General features: G+C 61.0%; 15 protein-coding genes and 2 rRNA genes. 10 read left to right on the top strand and 7 right to left on the bottom strand.

Annotated elements, in window-relative coordinates; all coding sequences use genetic code 11:
• The 5 genes from CKW24_RS15415 to CKW24_RS15395 form a co-directional block, all read left to right on the top strand.
• Nucleotides 1-107, top strand: a 23S ribosomal RNA gene (locus tag CKW24_RS15415); the annotation flags it as partial.
• A gap of 168 nt (nt 108-275) precedes the next feature.
• A 5S ribosomal RNA gene (gene rrf / locus CKW24_RS15410) occupies nt 276-391 on the top strand.
• Nucleotides 392-542: 151 nt separating this feature from the next.
• The gene (locus CKW24_RS15405; RefSeq protein ID WP_095169033.1) at nt 543-1,202 is read left to right on the top strand and encodes a paraquat-inducible protein A; all 660 of its coding nucleotides are present in this window, start codon (nt 543-545) and stop codon (nt 1,200-1,202) included.
• Nucleotides 1,189-1,812, top strand: coding sequence for a paraquat-inducible protein A (locus CKW24_RS15400; protein WP_095169032.1), 624 nt, complete (start codon nt 1,189-1,191; stop codon nt 1,810-1,812). Before CKW24_RS15405 ends, CKW24_RS15400 begins: the two co-directional genes overlap by 14 nt.
• Complete coding sequence (locus tag CKW24_RS15395; protein ID WP_095169031.1) at nt 1,805-4,108, top strand: PqiB family protein; 2,304 nt, start codon at nt 1,805-1,807, stop codon at nt 4,106-4,108. The genes CKW24_RS15400 and CKW24_RS15395 overlap by 8 nt, the downstream gene beginning before the upstream one ends.
• A gap of 74 nt (nt 4,109-4,182) precedes the next feature.
• On the opposite strand, the gene mksF is transcribed toward CKW24_RS15395, so the two are convergent.
• From mksF to mksB, 3 genes are read right to left on the bottom strand one after another with little or no spacing between them, the layout of a single operon-like run.
• Complete coding sequence (mksF, locus tag CKW24_RS15390) at nt 4,183-7,023, bottom strand: Mks condensin complex protein MksF (RefSeq protein WP_095169030.1); 2,841 nt, start codon at nt 7,021-7,023, stop codon at nt 4,183-4,185.
• Nucleotides 7,020-7,721, bottom strand: a complete 702-nt coding sequence (gene mksE, locus CKW24_RS15385) for an Mks condensin complex protein MksE (protein ID WP_095169029.1) — start codon at nt 7,719-7,721, stop codon at nt 7,020-7,022. Before mksE ends, mksF begins: the two co-directional genes overlap by 4 nt.
• Complete coding sequence (gene mksB / locus CKW24_RS15380) at nt 7,711-8,988, bottom strand: Mks condensin complex protein MksB (RefSeq protein WP_177440657.1); 1,278 nt, start codon at nt 8,986-8,988, stop codon at nt 7,711-7,713. Before mksB ends, mksE begins: the two co-directional genes overlap by 11 nt.
• A gap of 217 nt (nt 8,989-9,205) precedes the next feature.
• Here mksB and CKW24_RS15375 point away from each other — a divergent pair, with 217 nt between their 5' ends.
• Both CKW24_RS15375 and rimI read left to right on the top strand, forming a co-directional pair.
• A complete protein-coding gene (locus CKW24_RS15375) occupies nt 9,206-9,964 on the top strand; it encodes an energy transducer TonB (RefSeq protein ID WP_095169028.1) in 759 nt (252 codons plus the stop codon).
• Complete coding sequence (gene rimI / locus CKW24_RS15370) at nt 9,957-10,409, top strand: ribosomal protein S18-alanine N-acetyltransferase (protein ID WP_095169027.1); 453 nt, start codon at nt 9,957-9,959, stop codon at nt 10,407-10,409. Before CKW24_RS15375 ends, rimI begins: the two co-directional genes overlap by 8 nt.
• Before the next feature lie 48 nt (nt 10,410-10,457).
• Here the strand turns inward: rimI and CKW24_RS15365 are convergent, their stop codons facing one another.
• Nucleotides 10,458-10,862 (bottom strand): serine kinase/phosphatase, encoded by a 405-nt coding sequence (locus CKW24_RS15365; protein ID WP_095169026.1) that lies wholly within the window; start codon nt 10,860-10,862, stop codon nt 10,458-10,460.
• Nucleotides 10,863-11,001: 139 nt separating this feature from the next.
• On the opposite strand from CKW24_RS15365, the gene can reads away from it, so the two are divergent.
• Entirely contained in the window at nt 11,002-11,646 is a 645-nt protein-coding gene (can, locus tag CKW24_RS15360; RefSeq protein WP_095169025.1) for a carbonate dehydratase, read from the top strand.
• A gap of 18 nt (nt 11,647-11,664) precedes the next feature.
• Here can and CKW24_RS15355 read toward each other — a convergent pair whose 3' ends face one another.
• The gene (locus tag CKW24_RS15355) at nt 11,665-12,189 is read right to left on the bottom strand and encodes an SET domain-containing protein-lysine N-methyltransferase (RefSeq protein ID WP_177440655.1); all 525 of its coding nucleotides are present in this window, start codon (nt 12,187-12,189) and stop codon (nt 11,665-11,667) included.
• Between the two features lie 283 nt (nt 12,190-12,472).
• Between CKW24_RS15355 and CKW24_RS15350 the strand changes: the two genes are divergently transcribed.
• A complete protein-coding gene (locus CKW24_RS15350) occupies nt 12,473-13,789 on the top strand; it encodes an MFS transporter (protein WP_095169038.1) in 1,317 nt (438 codons plus the stop codon).
• Nucleotides 13,790-13,794: 5 nt separating this feature from the next.
• Here CKW24_RS15350 and CKW24_RS15345 read toward each other — a convergent pair whose 3' ends face one another.
• On the bottom strand, nt 13,795-14,310 hold the full coding sequence (locus tag CKW24_RS15345; protein WP_095169024.1) for a RidA family protein: 516 nt from the start codon (nt 14,308-14,310) through the stop codon (nt 13,795-13,797).
• 866 nt (nt 14,311-15,176) lie between these two features.
• Here CKW24_RS15345 and CKW24_RS15340 point away from each other — a divergent pair.
• Complete coding sequence (locus CKW24_RS15340) at nt 15,177-16,493, top strand: PAS domain-containing methyl-accepting chemotaxis protein (RefSeq protein WP_095169023.1); 1,317 nt, start codon at nt 15,177-15,179, stop codon at nt 16,491-16,493.
• On the opposite strand, the gene CKW24_RS15335 is transcribed toward CKW24_RS15340, so the two are convergent.
• Nucleotides 16,478-17,041, bottom strand: a complete 564-nt coding sequence (locus CKW24_RS15335; RefSeq protein WP_095169022.1) for a GNAT family N-acetyltransferase — start codon at nt 17,039-17,041, stop codon at nt 16,478-16,480. The two genes, CKW24_RS15340 and CKW24_RS15335, sit on opposite strands and share 16 nt — an antisense overlap.
• Between the last annotated feature and the right edge of the window lie 22 nt (nt 17,042-17,063).

Raw genomic sequence — 17,063 nt, 5'->3', positions numbered from 1 at the left:
TGAGTCCCCTGAAGGGCCGTCGAAGACTACGACGTTGATAGGTTGGGTGTGTAAGCGCTGTGAGGCGTTGAGCTAACCAATACTAATTGCCCGTGAGGCTTGACCATATAACACCCAAGCAATTTGATTACTCGAAAGAGCATCAGATTGCGGTGTGTGAAGACGAAACGAACCGAAAGTTCGAATCTGCTCAAAGCAGCACACAACACCGAAAGCTATCACATACCCAATTTGCTGAAGCGAGGCCGTCTGGCCACGACTCAGTACCCGAATTTCTTGACGACCATAGAGCATTGGAACCACCTGATCCCATCCCGAACTCAGCAGTGAAACGATGCATCGCCGATGGTAGTGTGGGGTTTCCCCATGTGAGAGTAGGTCATCGTCAAGATTAAATTCCGAAACCCCTATCTGCGTATGCAGGTAGGGGTTTTGTTTTTGTCCGCGAGAAAGTTTCATTGCAGGATCGACACAAAATTGCACAGTTATTTCTCAGCCAGAACACTAGAATAGAGCCCTTATTTTCACAATCAGAGCCCTCTATGCCAGATCCGGTTGACGCCTACGGGCTGTCAGATTTACCGCTGGACAACTTGGTGGCGTGTCATGAATGCGACTTGCTGATGCGCAAGCCACACCTCGCTCATGACGAGAAAGCCTTATGCCCGCGTTGCGGTTATGAGCTCTACGCTCATCGGCACAATGTCGTGGAGCGTAGCCTCGCCCTGGTGATCGCTGCGCTGCTGCTGTTCGTCCCTGCGAACTTTTTACCAATCATGGAACTCAATCTACTCGGACAGACGTCACACGACACTGTCTGGAGCGGTGTTGTCGGTCTGTTCGATACTGGCATGCAAGGCGTGGCGGTGGTGGTGTTCCTGTGCAGCATGGGGATCCCCCTGCTCAAGCTGCTCTGTCAGTTATTGGTATTGTTGAGCATTCGATTTGACATCGGACGCAGCTACGGCCTGCTGCTGTATCGCATTTATCACCACCTGCGTGATTGGGGGATGCTCGAGGTTTATTTGATGGGGGTGCTGGTGGCCATCGTCAAACTGGCTGACCTGGCGTCCATCACCATTGGCTTGGGCCTGGGGTGTTTTATCAGCTTGTTGTTGGTTCAAGTCTGGCTTGAAGTGGTGATGTCACCGCACCAGATCTGGGAAGCGTTATCCGGGGAGGATGCTCATGCGGGCGATTGATGCAGGCATTCTGATCTGTGCTGAGTGCCATCAGTTGAACAAACAGGAACCCGACACCGACGAGCAGACCTGCACGCGCTGTGGCGCGATGGTCCATGCCCGCCGGCCCAATAGCCTGGTGCGCACCTGGGCGTTGTTGATCACCGCCGCGATTCTGTATATCCCCGCCAATCTGTTGCCCATCATGACGGTCAGCGCCTTGGGGCAGGGGGAGGGCGATACGATCATGTCCGGCGTGATCACCCTGGTGCAGCATGGGATGCTCCCCATCGCGGCCGTGGTGTTCGTCGCCAGTATCCTGGTACCGACCTTCAAGCTTGTCGGCATCGCCCTGCTGCTGTTTTCGGTGCAGCGCCGCCAGCCTTTATCCGCGCGGCAACGCATCCTGATGTACCGCTTCATTGAGTTCATTGGCCGCTGGTCAATGCTCGACATCTTTGTCATCGCGATTCTGGTGGCAGTGGTCAACTTTGGTCGGCTCGCCACCATCGAGGCCAATCTCGGTGCAGTGGCCTTCGCCAGTGTGGTGATTTTGACAATGCTTGCTGCAGTAACTTTCGATCCCCGACTGATTTGGGATAACACGGAGTCGGACGACGACCATGACTGATTTGCCTAAAGCTAAAACCCGACCGGCTTCCAACTGGTCGGCCATCTGGGTGTTGCCCCTGATCGCCTTGGTGATTGGTGGGTGGTTGGGCTGGCGTGCCTATAACGAGACCGGGATCCAGGTCCAGGTCCGTTTCGAAAGCGGTGAAGGCATTCAGGCCAACAAGACCGAAGTGGTCTACAAAGGCATGTCGGTGGGCAAGGTCAAAAGCCTGGCGCTCGATGATGAAGGCAAGAGCCGTGGGGTGATCGCCACGGTCGAGATGAACAAGGACGTCGAGCAGTACCTCAAGACCAGCACGCGCTTCTGGCTGGTCAAGCCCAGCGTAACCCTGGCGGGTATCACCGGTCTGGAAACCCTGGTCTCGGGTAACTATGTGGCGATCAGTCCGGGTGAGGGCGAACCTACCCGCAAGTTCAAGGCCCTTGCCCAGGAGCCGCCCCTGTCGGACTCCAAGCCGGGTCTGCACCTGACCATCAAGGCCGAACGCCTGGGCTCGCTGAACCGTGGCAGCCCGGTGTTCTATAAGCAGATCCAGGTCGGTCAGGTGAAGAGCTACCTGCTGTCCGAGGACCAGAGCACCGTCGAGATCAAGGTCTTTATCGAGCCCACTTACGCCAACCTGGTGCGCAAACACACGCGCTTCTGGAATGCCAGCGGGATCAGCATCGACGCCAACCTGTCGGGTGTGAAGGTACGTAGCGAATCGCTGGCCAGCATCGTAGCCGGCGGTATTGCCTTTGCGACGCCGGAGAACCGCAAGGACAGCCCGCCCACCGACCCGAGCCTGCCGTTCCGTCTGTATGAAGACTTCGACGCGGCCCAGGCCGGCATCCGGGTCAAGGTCAAACTCAGCGACTTCGAAGGCCTGCAAGCCGGTCGTACGCCGGTCATGTACAAAGGCATTCAGGTCGGCAACCTCAAGGCCTTGAAGGTCGACTCCGACCTGTCCAGCGCCACCGCCGAACTGACCCTCGACCCGCTGGCTGAAGATTACCTGGTCGATGGCACGCAGTTCTGGGTGGTCAAGCCGTCGATCTCCCTGGCCGGTATCACCGGGCTCGAAGCCCTGGTCAAGGGTAACTACATCGCCGTGCGTCCGGGTGACAAGGGCAGCCCACCCAAGCGCGAGTTCGAGGCACGGCCGAAGGCGCCGCCATTGGACCTGCGCTCCCCGGGCCTGCACCTGGTGCTGTTCACCGAGAACCTCGGCTCGCTGGAGGTCGGCAGCCCGATTCTCTACAAGCAGGTCAAGGTCGGTTCGGTGCAGAGCTATCAGTTCTCGCGGACCAAGAAGCAATTGGTCATCGGCGTGCACATCGAGAAGGAATACGAAGGCCTGGTCAACGCTTCGACGCGTTTCTGGAATGCCAGCGGCATCACCCTCACCGGTGGTCTCACCGGCGGGATCCAGGTCAAGAGCGAGTCCCTGCAAAGCCTGATGGCCGGCGGTATTGCGTTCGAGACTCCGGAAGCCAAGGCGCCGCTGCAAAAGCGTATTCCGCGCTTCCGCCTGTTCACCAGCCATGACGAGGCGACGGAGAAAGGCACCGTGGTCACCCTCAAGCTCGACCGCGGCGACGGACTGCGCAATGGCACGCCGATTCGCTACAAAGGCCTGGACGTCGGCAAGGTGGAAGACGTCGACCTCAGCGACGACCTGCAATCGGTGCTGCTCACTGCGCGTATCACCGTCGTGCCGGAACGCATTGCCCGGGTAGGCAGCCAGTTCTGGGTGGTCAAGCCGCAGTTAGGCCTGATCAAGACCTCCAACCTGGAAACCCTGGTGACCGGGCAGTACATCGAAGTGCAGCCCGCGGTGAAAAACCTCGGCCCGCAAAAGAACTTCGTTGCCCTGCCACAGCCACCCGAAGCCACCGCGCAAGAGGCAGGCCTGAGCCTGGTGCTGAGTGCCGCGCGCCGTGGCTCGCTGAAAACCGGGGTGCCGGTGACTTACCGGGAAATCACCGTGGGCAAGGTCACCGGTTACGAACTGGGGCAGACCGCGGATCGGGTGTTGATCCATATCCTCATCGAGCCGAAGTACGCGCCATTGGTACGCAGCGGCACGCGCTTCTGGAATACCAGCGGTTTTGGCCTGGATTACAGTCTGTTCAAGGGCGCGACCGTACGCACCGAATCCCTGGAAACGCTGATCCAGGGCGGCGTTGCCTTTGCCACTCCGGATGGTGAGCGCATGGGTAACCCGGCGCGGCCGCAGCAGACCTTCCCGTTGTTCGACAAGTTCGAAGACGAGTGGCTGGAGTGGGCGCCGAAGATCTCCCTCGGCAAGTAAGTCAAACCCGCTGTACAAAAAAGGCCGCGATCCAATGGATCGCGGCCTTTTTTGTTTATCCACCGCTAGAGCATTTAGACGGCGTCCAGCTCGGCTTCGGTCGACTCGACGCTGACCGCCGGTTTCACTTCGTCATGCCGACGGATGTACTTCCAGTCTGCCTCGTCGATGTAGATACCGTTCGGCCCGCTGCCACCTTCCAGGTCAATCGCCACACTGGCGCAGACCTGTGGCTTCACACTGGCGAGGATCGGCACAAAGCCCAACTGCAGGCTGGTTTCCAGCAGGGCGGCCTGGTTCTTCTCGTCGATGTCCGCGGCTTCGTCGAGGTAGTACGGCAGGCGCACACGCCCGGCCTGGTCGCGGTCCATCAAGTGCAGCAACAAATACATGTTGGTCAGTGCCTTGATGGTCATGGTGGTGCCGTTGGACGCGGCGCCATCGATGTCAGTGTGGATCACTGGCTGACCGTTGACCTTGGTGATCTCGAACGCCAGCTCGAACAGGTCCTTGAGGCCGAGCTGGTTGTGGTTCGCCGCCACCAGACGCGCCAGGTACTCCTTGGCCTCTTCGTTCTTGTTGTCCTGCTCGGCACTCTGGCTCAGGTCGAACACCGACAGGGTTTCGCCTTCTTCATACTGACCGGCACTGTGGATGATCTGGTCAATGTGCTTGAGGGCTTCCTTGTTCGGCGCCAGGACAATGCGGAAGCTTTGCAGGTTGGACACCTGGCGCTTGTTGATCTCGCGGTTGAACAGCGCCAACTGGTGCTCGAGGCTGTCGTAATCGCTGCGAATATTGCGCAGAGTCCGGGCGATGTCGGTGACGGCCGCACGCCGGGCCTTGCCCAGGGTCAGGGCTTCGTCGGTACGGTGGGCGTAAGCGTTGATCAACAGTTGCAGGCGACGCTCCATGTCGTCTTCGCTGTCGAACTTGGCCACGCCCTTGAGGCGAACCTGGGCGTACAAGGCGTCGATCTGGCCGTCGACACGCAGCAAGCCCTGCCAACTGTCCTGGTAGTCATTGAGCAGCGGCAACAGGTTGTCCATGGAGTCGTCGATCGGGTCCATGCACGGCGTGCCGAATGGCAGGTCGGCCGGCAGCAGCTGACGGCGGCGCAGGGCGTCGTCGAGGGTGCGTTGCTTGGCTTCCATGTCGCCGATCTGCCGGCCGACCAGTTGCAGCTTGGCCGACAGTTGCTGGACGCGCTCAGTGAAGGCATCGCTGGAGCGTTTCAATTCGTCCTGGGCCGCTTCCATCTGCGCCAGTTGCTCGAGCTTGTCACCTTCTTCGGCGCTCAGGGTTTGCGCGCGGCGGAAGTCCTCGAGGGCTTTTTGCGCGTCCAGCACCTGCTGGTACAGCGCTTCAGTCTGGGTCTTGCTGGCAGCGCGGTCCGCGGCGACGGCTTGCTGGGTTTTCAGTTGCTTGAGTTCTTTGTCCAAGCGTTCTTTCTGGTCGCGCAACGCGGCACGGTCAGCCAGGGCTTGCAGGGCGGGCGGTTCGATGTGGGAAATGTCGATCGACAGCCCCGGTACTTCGAAACGCTCACCCTTGAAGCCGTCGAGGATCAGCTCCAGGGATTTGACCCACTGGCCGTCCTCGTCCAGCGTAATGCCATGCTCACCCAGCGGCAGGCTGAACAATGCGCTGTTGAACAGGCGCATCAGGCGTTCGACGTCCTGTTGCGAAAACTCTTCGCGCAGGCGCGCGTAGCTGTTGTTGTCGGCGTGATCGAGTTGCTGCTTGACCGACTTCAGGCGCTTTTCCAGATCCCGCAGGCGCTCTTCCAGGTCTTCGGCACTGAACTGCCGGGACTGGGCCAGCGCGCCGGCCAGTTCATCGTGCGCATCCTTGGCGGCCAGCAGTTGTTGCTCCAGGACTTTGACGTCTTCGACCAACGCGAAGCGATGCTTGAGCACCGACAACTCGCCGAGCCAGCGCTGGATGCCGGTGATTTCGCGTTCCAGGCGCATCAGCTCCTGGGTGCCGCCGCGTTGATCGTTTTGCAGGGCGTCCTGCTCGTTGCGGTAGTGCTCGGCCTGGATCGTCAATTCTTCCTTGCGCGCACTGGCGTAGTCCGACCAGGTGCCCAGCAGGGAATCGAGCAGCGGCGAGATGCGGTGCAACTTGCCGCGCAGAATATTGCGCTGGGTCACGCCTGCCGATAGGGCTTCGACCAAGGGGCCGGCGGTGACCAGCGAGTTGTAGTCCTGCTCCATGCGGCGCACATCGCGGAAGGCTTCTTCGCACGCGGCGATGTAATCGACGCTGCCGGAACGCAGGCTGTGTTCGAAGGCATCGAGGAACAGTTGCTTGAGCTTGGCCGCGGTGATTTCCCGCATGTGCAGCAGGTTGATGAACAGCGCACGGAAGGTCTTCAGGCTCTGCTCACTGGTGGAGCGCAGCGGAATCAGGGTCAGGTCCAGCGGGATCGACGTGTGGCCGCCCACCAGCAGGCGCCGCAGTTCATCCGGCTTGAGCTCGTAAGCCTTGAGGCCTTCGCGTTCGAGGTTGCTGAACAACTCTTTCTGGCGCAGGCACGTGTCGTTTTTCTGGTAATGGGCCAGGTCCAGCTTGCCGGCATAGGCGAAGAACTGGTGGCCAAAACCACCGCCGGGGCCACGCCCAACCACGCCGATCACGTGTGGACCGTGTGGCAGCGAAACTTCCACCAGGATGTAGCTGGTGTCGGAGGCAAAGTAGAAGCGCCGCGATTGCTCCAGGCTGTACTTGCCGAAGCTCATGTCCGACATGCGTGCCAGGATCGGGAACTGCAGGGCGTTGATCGAGGCGGACTTGCCCAGGTTGTTCGCCCCGTAGACCGACAGCGGTTCTTCCAGCGGGAACAGGCCGAGGCTGTAACCCGCGGTATTCAGAAGGGCAAAGCGGCGAATGCCGTAGCGTTCCTTGCTCATGCGTCGAGCTCCTGTTCTTCGGCAATGGCGCGGGCCAAGGCGTCTTCTTCACTGTCTTCGGCGAAGTCGCTGAGGTCCAGCGGGTCATCGGTCTGCAGCAGTTTTTCGTCGCTGTCGTCGTCAATCAGCACCGGCGCCGGCAGTGGCAGCACACTGTGCAGGCTGGCGGCCAGGTCGCGGTCCTGTTGCACCGACAGGCAGACGTCGAGGAAGCGGTGCATCGGTGGCAGGAAGCGGTAGATGCCGTTCTCTTCCCCAGCAAAACCGAGCTGGGTCATGCGCCGCATGATCTTTTCTTCGAGCTCTTCCACGGTCTGCACTTCAGCCTGGATGAACAGGTCGCGGTATTTTTCCAGCAACGACGGCAGTTCATCGCGGCCCAGGCTACCGCCGTCGAGCACGGCGATCGGGTCGCGGCCCTGGTCGGCCAGGTGTTCGACCAGAATGAAGGTGAACAACGCCAGGCGCTGGGCAGTCTTGTTCACGGCCGCTGCGGCGAGGTCCGGAACGAAGTAGTAGAAGCCCCGGGTATCGCACACCAGTTCAAATCCCAGGGCGCGGAACAAGGTGCGGTACTGGTCCTGAAAGTTCGACAACTGTGCGTACAGCTCAGGATCGCGACGGCTGACGTGATAACCCTTGAACAGCTCGCGAAAGATCGGCGCCAGCTGAGACAGTTCGGAAAGATCAAGATGCATGGGGAATGCTCGCAGAATTCTCGCTGGCATCGGTGCCGGCCGAGAGCAGGGCGAAGGAGCGCAGGCTGACCTGATGCTCGTGAGTGTGGTAATCGCGGCGTTCCAGGCGCTCGCGCTTGAAGCGTTTTTCCCGCGACAGGCGCGAGAACCAATACAGCAGCTCGTCGGTCGCGCCATCCGGTTCCTGCTCCAACAACCAGGTCATCAGGTCTGGCATCGGCAGGGCGTCTTCGCAGCGCTCGAGCATTTCCCGAACCGTGCGTGGCGCACGCGGGGCTTCGCCGGTCTGGACTTTGTGGGCCTTGGGGAAACGCGCAGGCTTTGGCTCGAAACGTGCCAGGGCGTAGACATAGGCTTCAACCTGGCTGGCACTGCCAAGGAAGGTGCTTTGCGGGCGAGTGAACATCGGCATCGCCGCTTGTGGCACCGCATCGATGCCCTTGCGCCGGATCATCGACAGGGCCAGTGCCGCGCCACGGGTCACAGCGTTGTGCCGGCGGGCTTCTTCGCGCAGCGGCAGCAACAACTCGCGGGCGTGGCGCAGGGTCAGTTGGGCGCTGGTCTGCATTTCGAGGATGCGCGCGTGGGTCCGCAGGAGCATGTCGTCGTCGACCAGATGGCCCAGGCGCTGCTGCTCGGTGAGCATCTTCAGCAGGACGTTCTCGACCTTGCGCACGCCTTGTTCGAAGGCGCCGTCGGCGTTGACCAACTGGATCATCGGCTCGACATACTCGTCCCAGGTCGCCAGTACTTCGGCATAACGCTGGCGCAACGGAATCTGCCGGTCGCTGGTCTTGGCCCGCTCGGCGACGGCCACCAGGGCCTGTTCGTCGTTGGCGAGTTTTTTCAACACGTCGCGTACGCGCATGTCGAGCAAGCGCAACTGGCGCGCCAGGTCGTTGCCATCACGAATATCGAATGCGTCTTGGATGTAGCCGGCCAGCCGCTCCAGGTGCCGCAGGTAGGCTTCGATTTCCAGGCACAGGCCCAAGCGGTGCTCGCGGCGCAGGTAAGCCAGGAAGTCGTGGATCTGCGCGTTCAGTTCAAAGCGGTTCGGGCTTTTTGCCACCGGAACCAGAATGTCGAGGCGGATCCACACGTCCAGCAGGCTGGTGATGTCCTGTGGCGTGCTGTCCAGTTGCTGGGCGGCCAGTTGCGTGCGCAGTTCGTTGAGGCTCAGGGTGCCTTGGTCGAAATGCTCACACAGTGGCTCCAGGAGTGCCCAGTGTTCGGCGAGGGCGCGCAAGACGCGCTTGGGTTCGATCATTGGATTGGCCGGCTGGTTGGCGATTAAAAGCAGCGATTGTACTGCATCGCAGGCTATGGGAATCCCCCTCGGCAGATCGACGGGACGGACTGTCGTTTTTCTCTGCTCTACTGCGGGCGATCTTCGGCGAAGGGCGGTAGAATCCCTGCACTTTAAGTTATCCACAAGTGGCCGACCTTTGCTAATCGAGTCCCGTCGCCGCGCTTATTTGACTGCCATGCAGGTGGTCAACTGGCTGCCGCGCACCGAATTGCCCTTTGCCGCCCCTTCGCGGCCCGAGCTGCTGGAGCTGGTTGAGCCGTTGGTCGCCGAGCCGCCAGTGCCGGGCGTTGCGCCTGTGCCAGCGGCCAAGGTCGCCGTCGCGGTCGAGCCGGTAACCGCCCCCGCCGCGCGCCCGCGGATCGAAGTGCCGCGCCCATCGCTGGCCAGTACCCGGACCAATGCCAAGGTCGAGGAAGAAGCCGCCCCCGCCGTGGTCAAGGCCCCGGTCGTGCCGCCACCGCGGTTTGCCCTGCAACTGTTGCGCGCGGGCCGTTGCCTGCTGCTGGTGGAGTTACCCACAGGCGACACGTTCCAGACGCGCGACCCGGCCTACCTGCTGCTCAAGGACATGTTGCGCGCCGCCGGCCTGCCGGACAGCCCGCAGATCGTCGGCGAGCCGGTGCGCTGGCCGCTATTGGCGCGGGGCACCATGGATCAGGGGCCGGAAGCGGCGCGCGATTTCGTCCAGGGCTTTGTCTCGGCGCGCCTGGAAGATCAACCCTGTGTCTGTCTGTGGCTGGTGGGGCTGCCGGCTGTGCGGTTTGCCGGCGAGGCGGATGCGCAAGCGTACAATCGCGAACTTCAGGTCGAAGGCCTGGGGTCGGTCTGGGCGCTGCCTGGCCTGGAATTATTAATGGAAGAGCCACAGCGTAAGGCTGATGTCTGGCAAGCCATGCGTCGGCTGATGGCGCGCTGGAAAGAATCAAATGAGTGACGCTGTATCGTTCCGCCCGATGACCGAAGCCGACCTGGACGCAGTACTGAAGATCGAATACGCGGCGTTCAGCCATCCCTGGACCCGCGGGATCTTTCTCGATGGCCTGGGCAAGTACCAGATCTGGCTGATGTTCGAGGGGCAGCAACAGGTGGGCCACGGGGTGGTGCAGATCATCCTCGATGAAGCGCACCTGCTCAATATCACGGTCAAGCCGGAAAACCAGGGGCGCGGCCTGGGGCTGACCTTGCTCGAACACCTGATGTCGATTGCCTACAAGGCGCAAGCACGTGAGTGCTTCCTCGAAGTGCGCGACAGCAACCGCGCGGCCTTCCGACTGTATGAACGTTATGGTTTCAACGAAGTGGGGCGCCGCCGCGATTACTACCCGGCAGTCGGTGGGCGTGAAGACGCCGTGGTCATGGCCTGTACCCTGGTCGACTGAGCCGTTCGACCTTTGCTGGCAAGCCTGATGCTCGCCCGCGCAAGCGTGTTAACGATTGCCGTCGACCGGATCGCGCCGCGCCAGCTCCGCCTCATCCAGGCCATTGCCGCCGCCAATCTCGTCTTCATCGACAATGCTCAAGTCCCAGTCGGCCTGATCACCTTCGCCGACGTCCTGGGCGTCCCGTGCGCCGTCTTCACGAATCAGGTTGCCCGGGGTCAGGTCATCATCGGTGGATTCGTCGTCATCGGCCGAAGTCTCGTGCATCCCCGCTTCGGCTGCAGGTTGGCGCGGCACGGGTGGTTTGCGCAGGTGTTCGGGTAATTCATCGCGAATAATGGCGCTGGAGGGCTCCTCGTCGAAGTCCAGTTCACGCATCGAGCCCATGCGGTCTTCGTTGTCGTCGATGGGCTCGGGCTGTACCGCGCCATACGGACGTCGTGAATCAGTCATGGCAAATCCTCATAATGTGGGGCTTATAGGGTGGACAGGCGCTACCCTTGAAGATTCCAAGCCATTTGCCCTAATAACGGCGTGACCCCGGCGCATGCTGGGGTGTCAAACCAGCGCATCATTCTTGAGGCTTCAGAACATGAACGAATTACAAGATCTGATTGATAACAACGAGCGCTGGGCTGATGCGATCAAGCAGGAAGATCCTGACTTCTTCGCCAAACTGGCCCGCCAGCAGACGCCTGAATACCTGTGGATCGGCTGCTCCGACGCGCGCGTGCCGGCCAACGAGATCGTCGGCATGCTGCCCGGCGACCTGTTCGTGCACCGTAATGTGGCCAACGTAGTGCTGCACACCGACCTCAACTGCCTGTCGGTGATCCAGTACGCGGTCGACGTGCTCAAGGTCAAACACATCCTGGTCACCGGCCATTACGGCTGTGGCGGGGTGCGGGCGTCCATGCAGGACCGTCAGTTGGGGCTGATCGACGGTTGGCTGCGCTCGATCCGCGACCTCTACTACGAGCACCGCGAAGCGTTGGCCCAATTGCCGACTGAAGAAGAGCGGGTCGACCGTCTCTGCGAACTGAACGTGATCCAGCAAGTGGCCAACGTGGGCCATACCAGCATCGTGCAAAATGCCTGGCATCGCGGGCAAAGCCTGTCGATCCACGGCTGCATCTATGGCATCAAGGATGGCCGCTGGAAGAGCCTGAACGCCACCATCAGTGGTTTCGAGCAACTGCCGCCGCAGTATCGCTTGCGTCCGGTGGGTGCCATCTAGCACTTCCCAGGTAGGCGTTCAGCAAAGGCTATGGCGATGCCATTGCTGCAGGAAAAGCCGCCCCTCGGCGCTGGGCTGTTCATCGTAACCGGTGATCCAGCCACGGCACCGGGGCGAGCCGCATTTACAGGCAAACTGGCGCAACACGCTGGCTTCGGTGCTGACATAGTCCATGCACAGTGGGCTGCCTGGCGTAATGTCCTGTAGCGCCCATAGCCAGAGTTCGCTCATGTCGAGGAAGACATTGGGGTCGCAGGAGTGGCGCAGTCGTCCACAGAAGTAGGGGTCATAGACGTGAATGCCCACCGCTAACTGGACGCTGTGCAACTGCGGGGCGTGGACCAACTGTCCGGAGACCCGGCACATTCGGGTAATCCGCTGATAGTGACGCAGGGCCATGACGCCGCGGTTTTTTGCGCCATGGCCGGACTCCACAATGAAGTCGGCCATGGACGGGTAGCCCTGCTTGGGGCTGAGCCCCTCGAAAGGGTAGATGCATCCGTTCGCCAAAGACTGGGCATTGACCTGGGGGTTCATAGACATCCCTGCCTGGATCAAGCCTGCGACAGCCGTAGACGGGGCATCCTGTCTGCCCTGCAACGCTTGAGTGTTGCTCAAGCGTCTCGCAAATGACACACATCGTCTACTGTCAGGCCTGACAGGGGATAGTGACGACTTTTACTGTAAGCCATGACTTACAGCGCTATCGAAATCATTGCGCCAGTGGTGTTTTATGCGCTTGCGACTAAGGTGTAACGGGTTGTCCGGGAGCGCATTTGCGTAGACCATGGGCGCCGCGATTTTTTGCCTAATTTCGAGCCTGTTTATGACTGCCATTGCCGACACTCGACCTGCGCCATTCTCCCGGTCTGACTACAAGACCCTGGGCTTGGCGGCACTGGGCGGGGCGCTGGAAATCTACGATTTCATCATTTTCGTGTTTTTCGCCCTGACCCTCAGCCAACTGTTCTTCCCTCCGGAAATGCCCGAATGGCTGCGCCTGCTGCAGAGTTTCGGGATCTTTGTCACCGGGTACCTGGCGCGGCCGCTGGGTGGCATCCTGATGGCGCACTTTGCCGACCGGTTGGGGCGCAAGAAGGTCTTCAGCTTGAGCATCCTGATGATGGCGCTGCCGTGCCTGCTGATCGGCATCATGCCGACCTACGCCCAGATCGGTTACTTCGCCCCCTTGCTGCTGCTGGTGCTGCGAGTGTTCCAGGGCGCCGCGGTCGGTGGGGAAGTGCCGAGTGCCTGGGTGTTTGTCGCCGAGCATGCTCCTGCCGGTCACCGCGGTTACGCCCTGGGATTCCTGCAGGCAGGGCTGACGTTCGGTTACCTGATCGGCGCCTTGACCGCGACCTTGCTGGCACAGGCCTTTACCCCGGCGGAGATCCTCGATTACGCCTGGCGTTATCCGTTCCTGCTGGGCGGGGTGTTCGGCGTGCTTGGCGTGTGGCTGCGCCGCTGGCTCAACGAGACTCCAGTGTTCATGGCGATGCAGGCCAGTCGTGAGCTGCACGTCGAGTTGCCGTTGCGCACGGTGCTGCGTGAGCACCGCCTGGCGATGTTGCCGGCGGTGATCCTTACCTGCGTACTGACTTCGGCCGTGGTGACTTTCGTGGTCATCACCCCGACCATGATGCAGAAAACCTTCGGCATGACCGCCAGCCACACCTTTGCGCTGAGTAGCCTGGGCATCGTATTCCTGAACATCGGCTGCGTGATTGCCGGGTTGATCGTCGACCGGATCGGCGCCTGGCGTACGGTAATGCTCTATAGCCTGCTGTTGCCGCTGGGCATCGGCGTGCTCTACAGCAGCCTGATTGGCGCAGCGCAGTGGATCGGCCTGGCCTATGCGATTGCCGGTCTCGGTTGTGGGGTGGTGGGCGCGGTGCCGTCGGTGATGGTCAATCTATTCCCGGCACGGATTCGCGTCTCGGGGATTTCCTTCACCTACAACATTGCCTACGCGATCTGGGCCAGCATCACACCGCTGTTGCTGATCGGCCTGATGCCGTGGAGCCCATGGATCTGCGTGATTTTCTGTGCCGTGATGGGCGCCGTGGGTATCGGTGCGGCGCTGTACTTCGGCTCGCGCCTGCCCCAGGTCGCCCAGTCGGCTGGCGCGACCTGCTGCCCCTGAGGGTGTCAATCGCTGATCGAGTCTTCATCCAGCGGCGCCGCGAGCGGTTTGAGTGCGACGATCATGTCGACTTCGACCGCGGCGCCCTTGGGGAGCTGGTACACCCCCACCGAGGTGCGGGTATGCACGCCAGCGTCGGCGAAAATCCCGTACAGCACCTCTGAGGCGCCGTCCGCCACTTCACTTTGCTGGGTGAAGTCTTCGGCGCTGCGCACGTAGACATTGATGCGCAGGATCTTGTCGATCCGCTCCAGGTCACCGAGTTGCTGCGTAAGAATGGCCAGGGCGCGCATCGTGCAAATCTTCGCGGCCAACCGGCCTTGCTCCAGCGACACCTCTGCGCCCACGCGGCCCACCACCATTACCGTATTGTCGATGCGTGGGATCTGCCCGCTGATGTACACCTCATCGCCATTTTGCACCACCGGCACGTAGTTGCCGCCAATGCGCATTTCACCGTCAAAACGATGACCCAGCGCCTGGGCGATACCGTCGAACAGCGCTTTACGTGATTGATCCATGCCGGGCATCTCCTGTGTATGGGGGGGGCTGCGCCGACTATAGCGGGTTGTTTGCTGTCCCAACATAGGCATAGGCATCTACACAACTGTGGTGCGACGTTGCACCTGTGGGCCTCTGGGGTGTTGGATTAGACCGAGTACATATCCATTTCTTCGGTAACGGCCACTTATGGTTCCGCCTGACGGCGGCTCACTTTTGAACAGCGCAAAAGTAAGCAAAACGCTCTTACCCCCACCACTCGGTGCCTCGCTTAGGCTCGGCATGCCCGTACTCCGACATTGATTTGGGGGGCCGCCGCAATGGGCCCTCCCTGGCCCAGTGCGGCTAAACCGGCGTCCTGCCGGTTTACCCCCCAAATCAATATCGAAGTACGGCCAGCGTGGTTAACGGGGCGCCCAGGATCAAAAACAAAGCGAGGCGGCCTTAGAGCCGACCTGATCGCTAGGGCATGCGCGGTGTAGCTTCTACTTCCTAAGACGCTGACGAAGTCAGCAATCTTTTGATCTGGCTCTGGCTCTGGCTCTGGCTCTGGCTTTTGATCCTGGGCACACCGAGCCTAAGCGAGGTGCCGAGTGGTGGGGTAAGAGCGTTTTGCTTACTTTTGCGCTGTTCAAAAGTGAGCCGCCGTCAGGCGGAACCATAGGAGGCCATTACCGCAAAAATGGATATGTACTCGGTCGAATCCAACATCCTGGTCGCACCACAGTTGTATAGATACCAATGCCAACATAGGGCCGCCAACCAGGGGCGAGGGGCAATCGCCGAGTATTTTTGTCGGACAAGCCGGCCTGGCTCTTCAGAAAATCCGCGCAAAGCCGATGGCTAGGCACAGCGATGCACTCAACTCGGCCCTTTGGTGTCCCCCATGTTCAACAAACGCTTGAAGCAGGAGCTGTCGGCTCTGCGCGAGGAACTCTCCAGCCTTCAACAAGTGAAGGAAAGCCTGGACAGCGAGATGCTGGTGCTCACTCTGGACCCGGATGGTCGAGTGCAAGCGATCAACCACAATTTCGCCGAGCAAATGGGCTACAAGGGCAACGAACTGATTGGCCGGCCGATCGACGATATAGTTCCGCCGCACGTCAAGAGCGACGAATTTCACCAACGCTTTCGCCATGCCTTGACCCGTGGCGAGCACTTCGCCGGTGCCCTGCGTTTGCTGCGCGGCAGCGGTGAAGAAGCCTGGTTGCGCTCGATCTCCCAGCCGGTGCGTGGCCCGGATGGGCGCGTCAGGCACGTATCGATTTATGCCAGCGACCTGACTCGCACCATCGAAGCCTCCCGTGAGCACGAGAACCTGATCGGCGCACTGCTGCGCTCCACCGCGGTGATCGAGTTTGACCTGGGCGGCCATGTACTGATGGCCAACGAGCGATTCCTCAGCGGCATGGGCTACACCCTGGCGCAAATCAAGGGCCAGCACCATCGCCTGTTTTGTGAACCGCAGGAATACCAGAGTGCTGGCTACCAGGAGTTCTGGCGGCGCTTGAATGCCGGTGAATTCGTCGCCGACCGCTTCAAACGGGTCGATGGTCACGGGCGGACGGTCTGGCTGGAAGCGTCCTACAACCCGGTGCGCGATGCCAACGAAAAGCTGTACAAAGTGGTGAAATTTGCCACCGTCATCACCGACCAGGTCAAGCAGGAACAGGCGGTCGCCGAGGCGGCGAACATCGCTTATACCACCTCGTTGCAGACCGACAGCAGCGCACAACGCGGCACGGCGGTGGTGACCCAGGCGGTCGATGTGATGCGTGAGCTGGCCCGTCACATGCAGCAGGCCGGAGAAGGTATCGAGGCACTCAACGAGCAGTCACTGGTGATCGGCAGCATCGTCAAGACCATCAGCGGCATTGCCGAGCAGACCAACCTGCTGGCGCTTAACGCGGCCATTGAAGCCGCCCGCGCTGGCGAGCAGGGCCGTGGGTTTGCCGTGGTCGCGGACGAAGTCCGGCAGTTGGCTTCGCGTACCAGTAAAGCCACCGACGAAATCGTCGGGGTGGTGCGTCAGAACCAGGACATGGTGCGCGATGCGGTGGTGCTGATGACTGACGGCAAACTCCAGGCTGAGCAAGGCTTGGCGCTGGCGGCGGAGGCGGGCACGGTGATTGTCGAGATCCAGGACGGTGCGCAGAAAGTGGTCAGCGCGGTCGGGCAGTTCGCCAATCAGCTCGCCACTTGAGGGCTGCAGCGATCGCTGCGCAAGCGTGACAGCATCAGTAAATCGCAGTGCCTGCCGGACCAGAATCCGGCCTCGCGCAACCGTCCTTCCTGGCTGAATCCCTGGCGTTCGAGCAGGCTCAGGCAGGCCTGGTTGCGTGGATGGACCAGGGCCTCCACACGGTTCAGTTGCATGTGTGTGAAGCCCCAGGCCAGCACCGCCTCCAGTGCCTCGCCCATCAGTCCGTTGCCCCAGGCCGAGGGCAGCAGGGCGAAGCCCAGGGAGCAGCTCTGCCAACCACGATTCCATTTGAACAGGCCACAATTGCCGATCAGCCGGTCCTCGCCCTTGCGCTGCAGGCCCCAGCGGGTACCGGGGTTGGCGTGGGTGCGCCAAGCCGCAAAGGTCTCGACCAGTTCCTCGGCCTGGGCCAGCTCGGTCAGGGGGTCGATCCCGAACCACTTCATGGCCTGTGCGTCGCCATGAATCGCCAGTAATTGCGGCGCGTCGTCCATCTGGATCTCACGCAGGTGCAAGCGCGGGGTGTCGAGGATGGGGAAGGCGTGCATTGAATCTCCTTATTCAGCGTTT

This window comes from Pseudomonas sp. Irchel 3H3 (assembly GCF_900187635.1).
Taxonomy (GTDB): domain Bacteria; phylum Pseudomonadota; class Gammaproteobacteria; order Pseudomonadales; family Pseudomonadaceae; genus Aquipseudomonas.
Note: the sequence above shows the minus strand (reverse complement) of the source record. Positions and strands in the feature narration are given on the sequence as shown.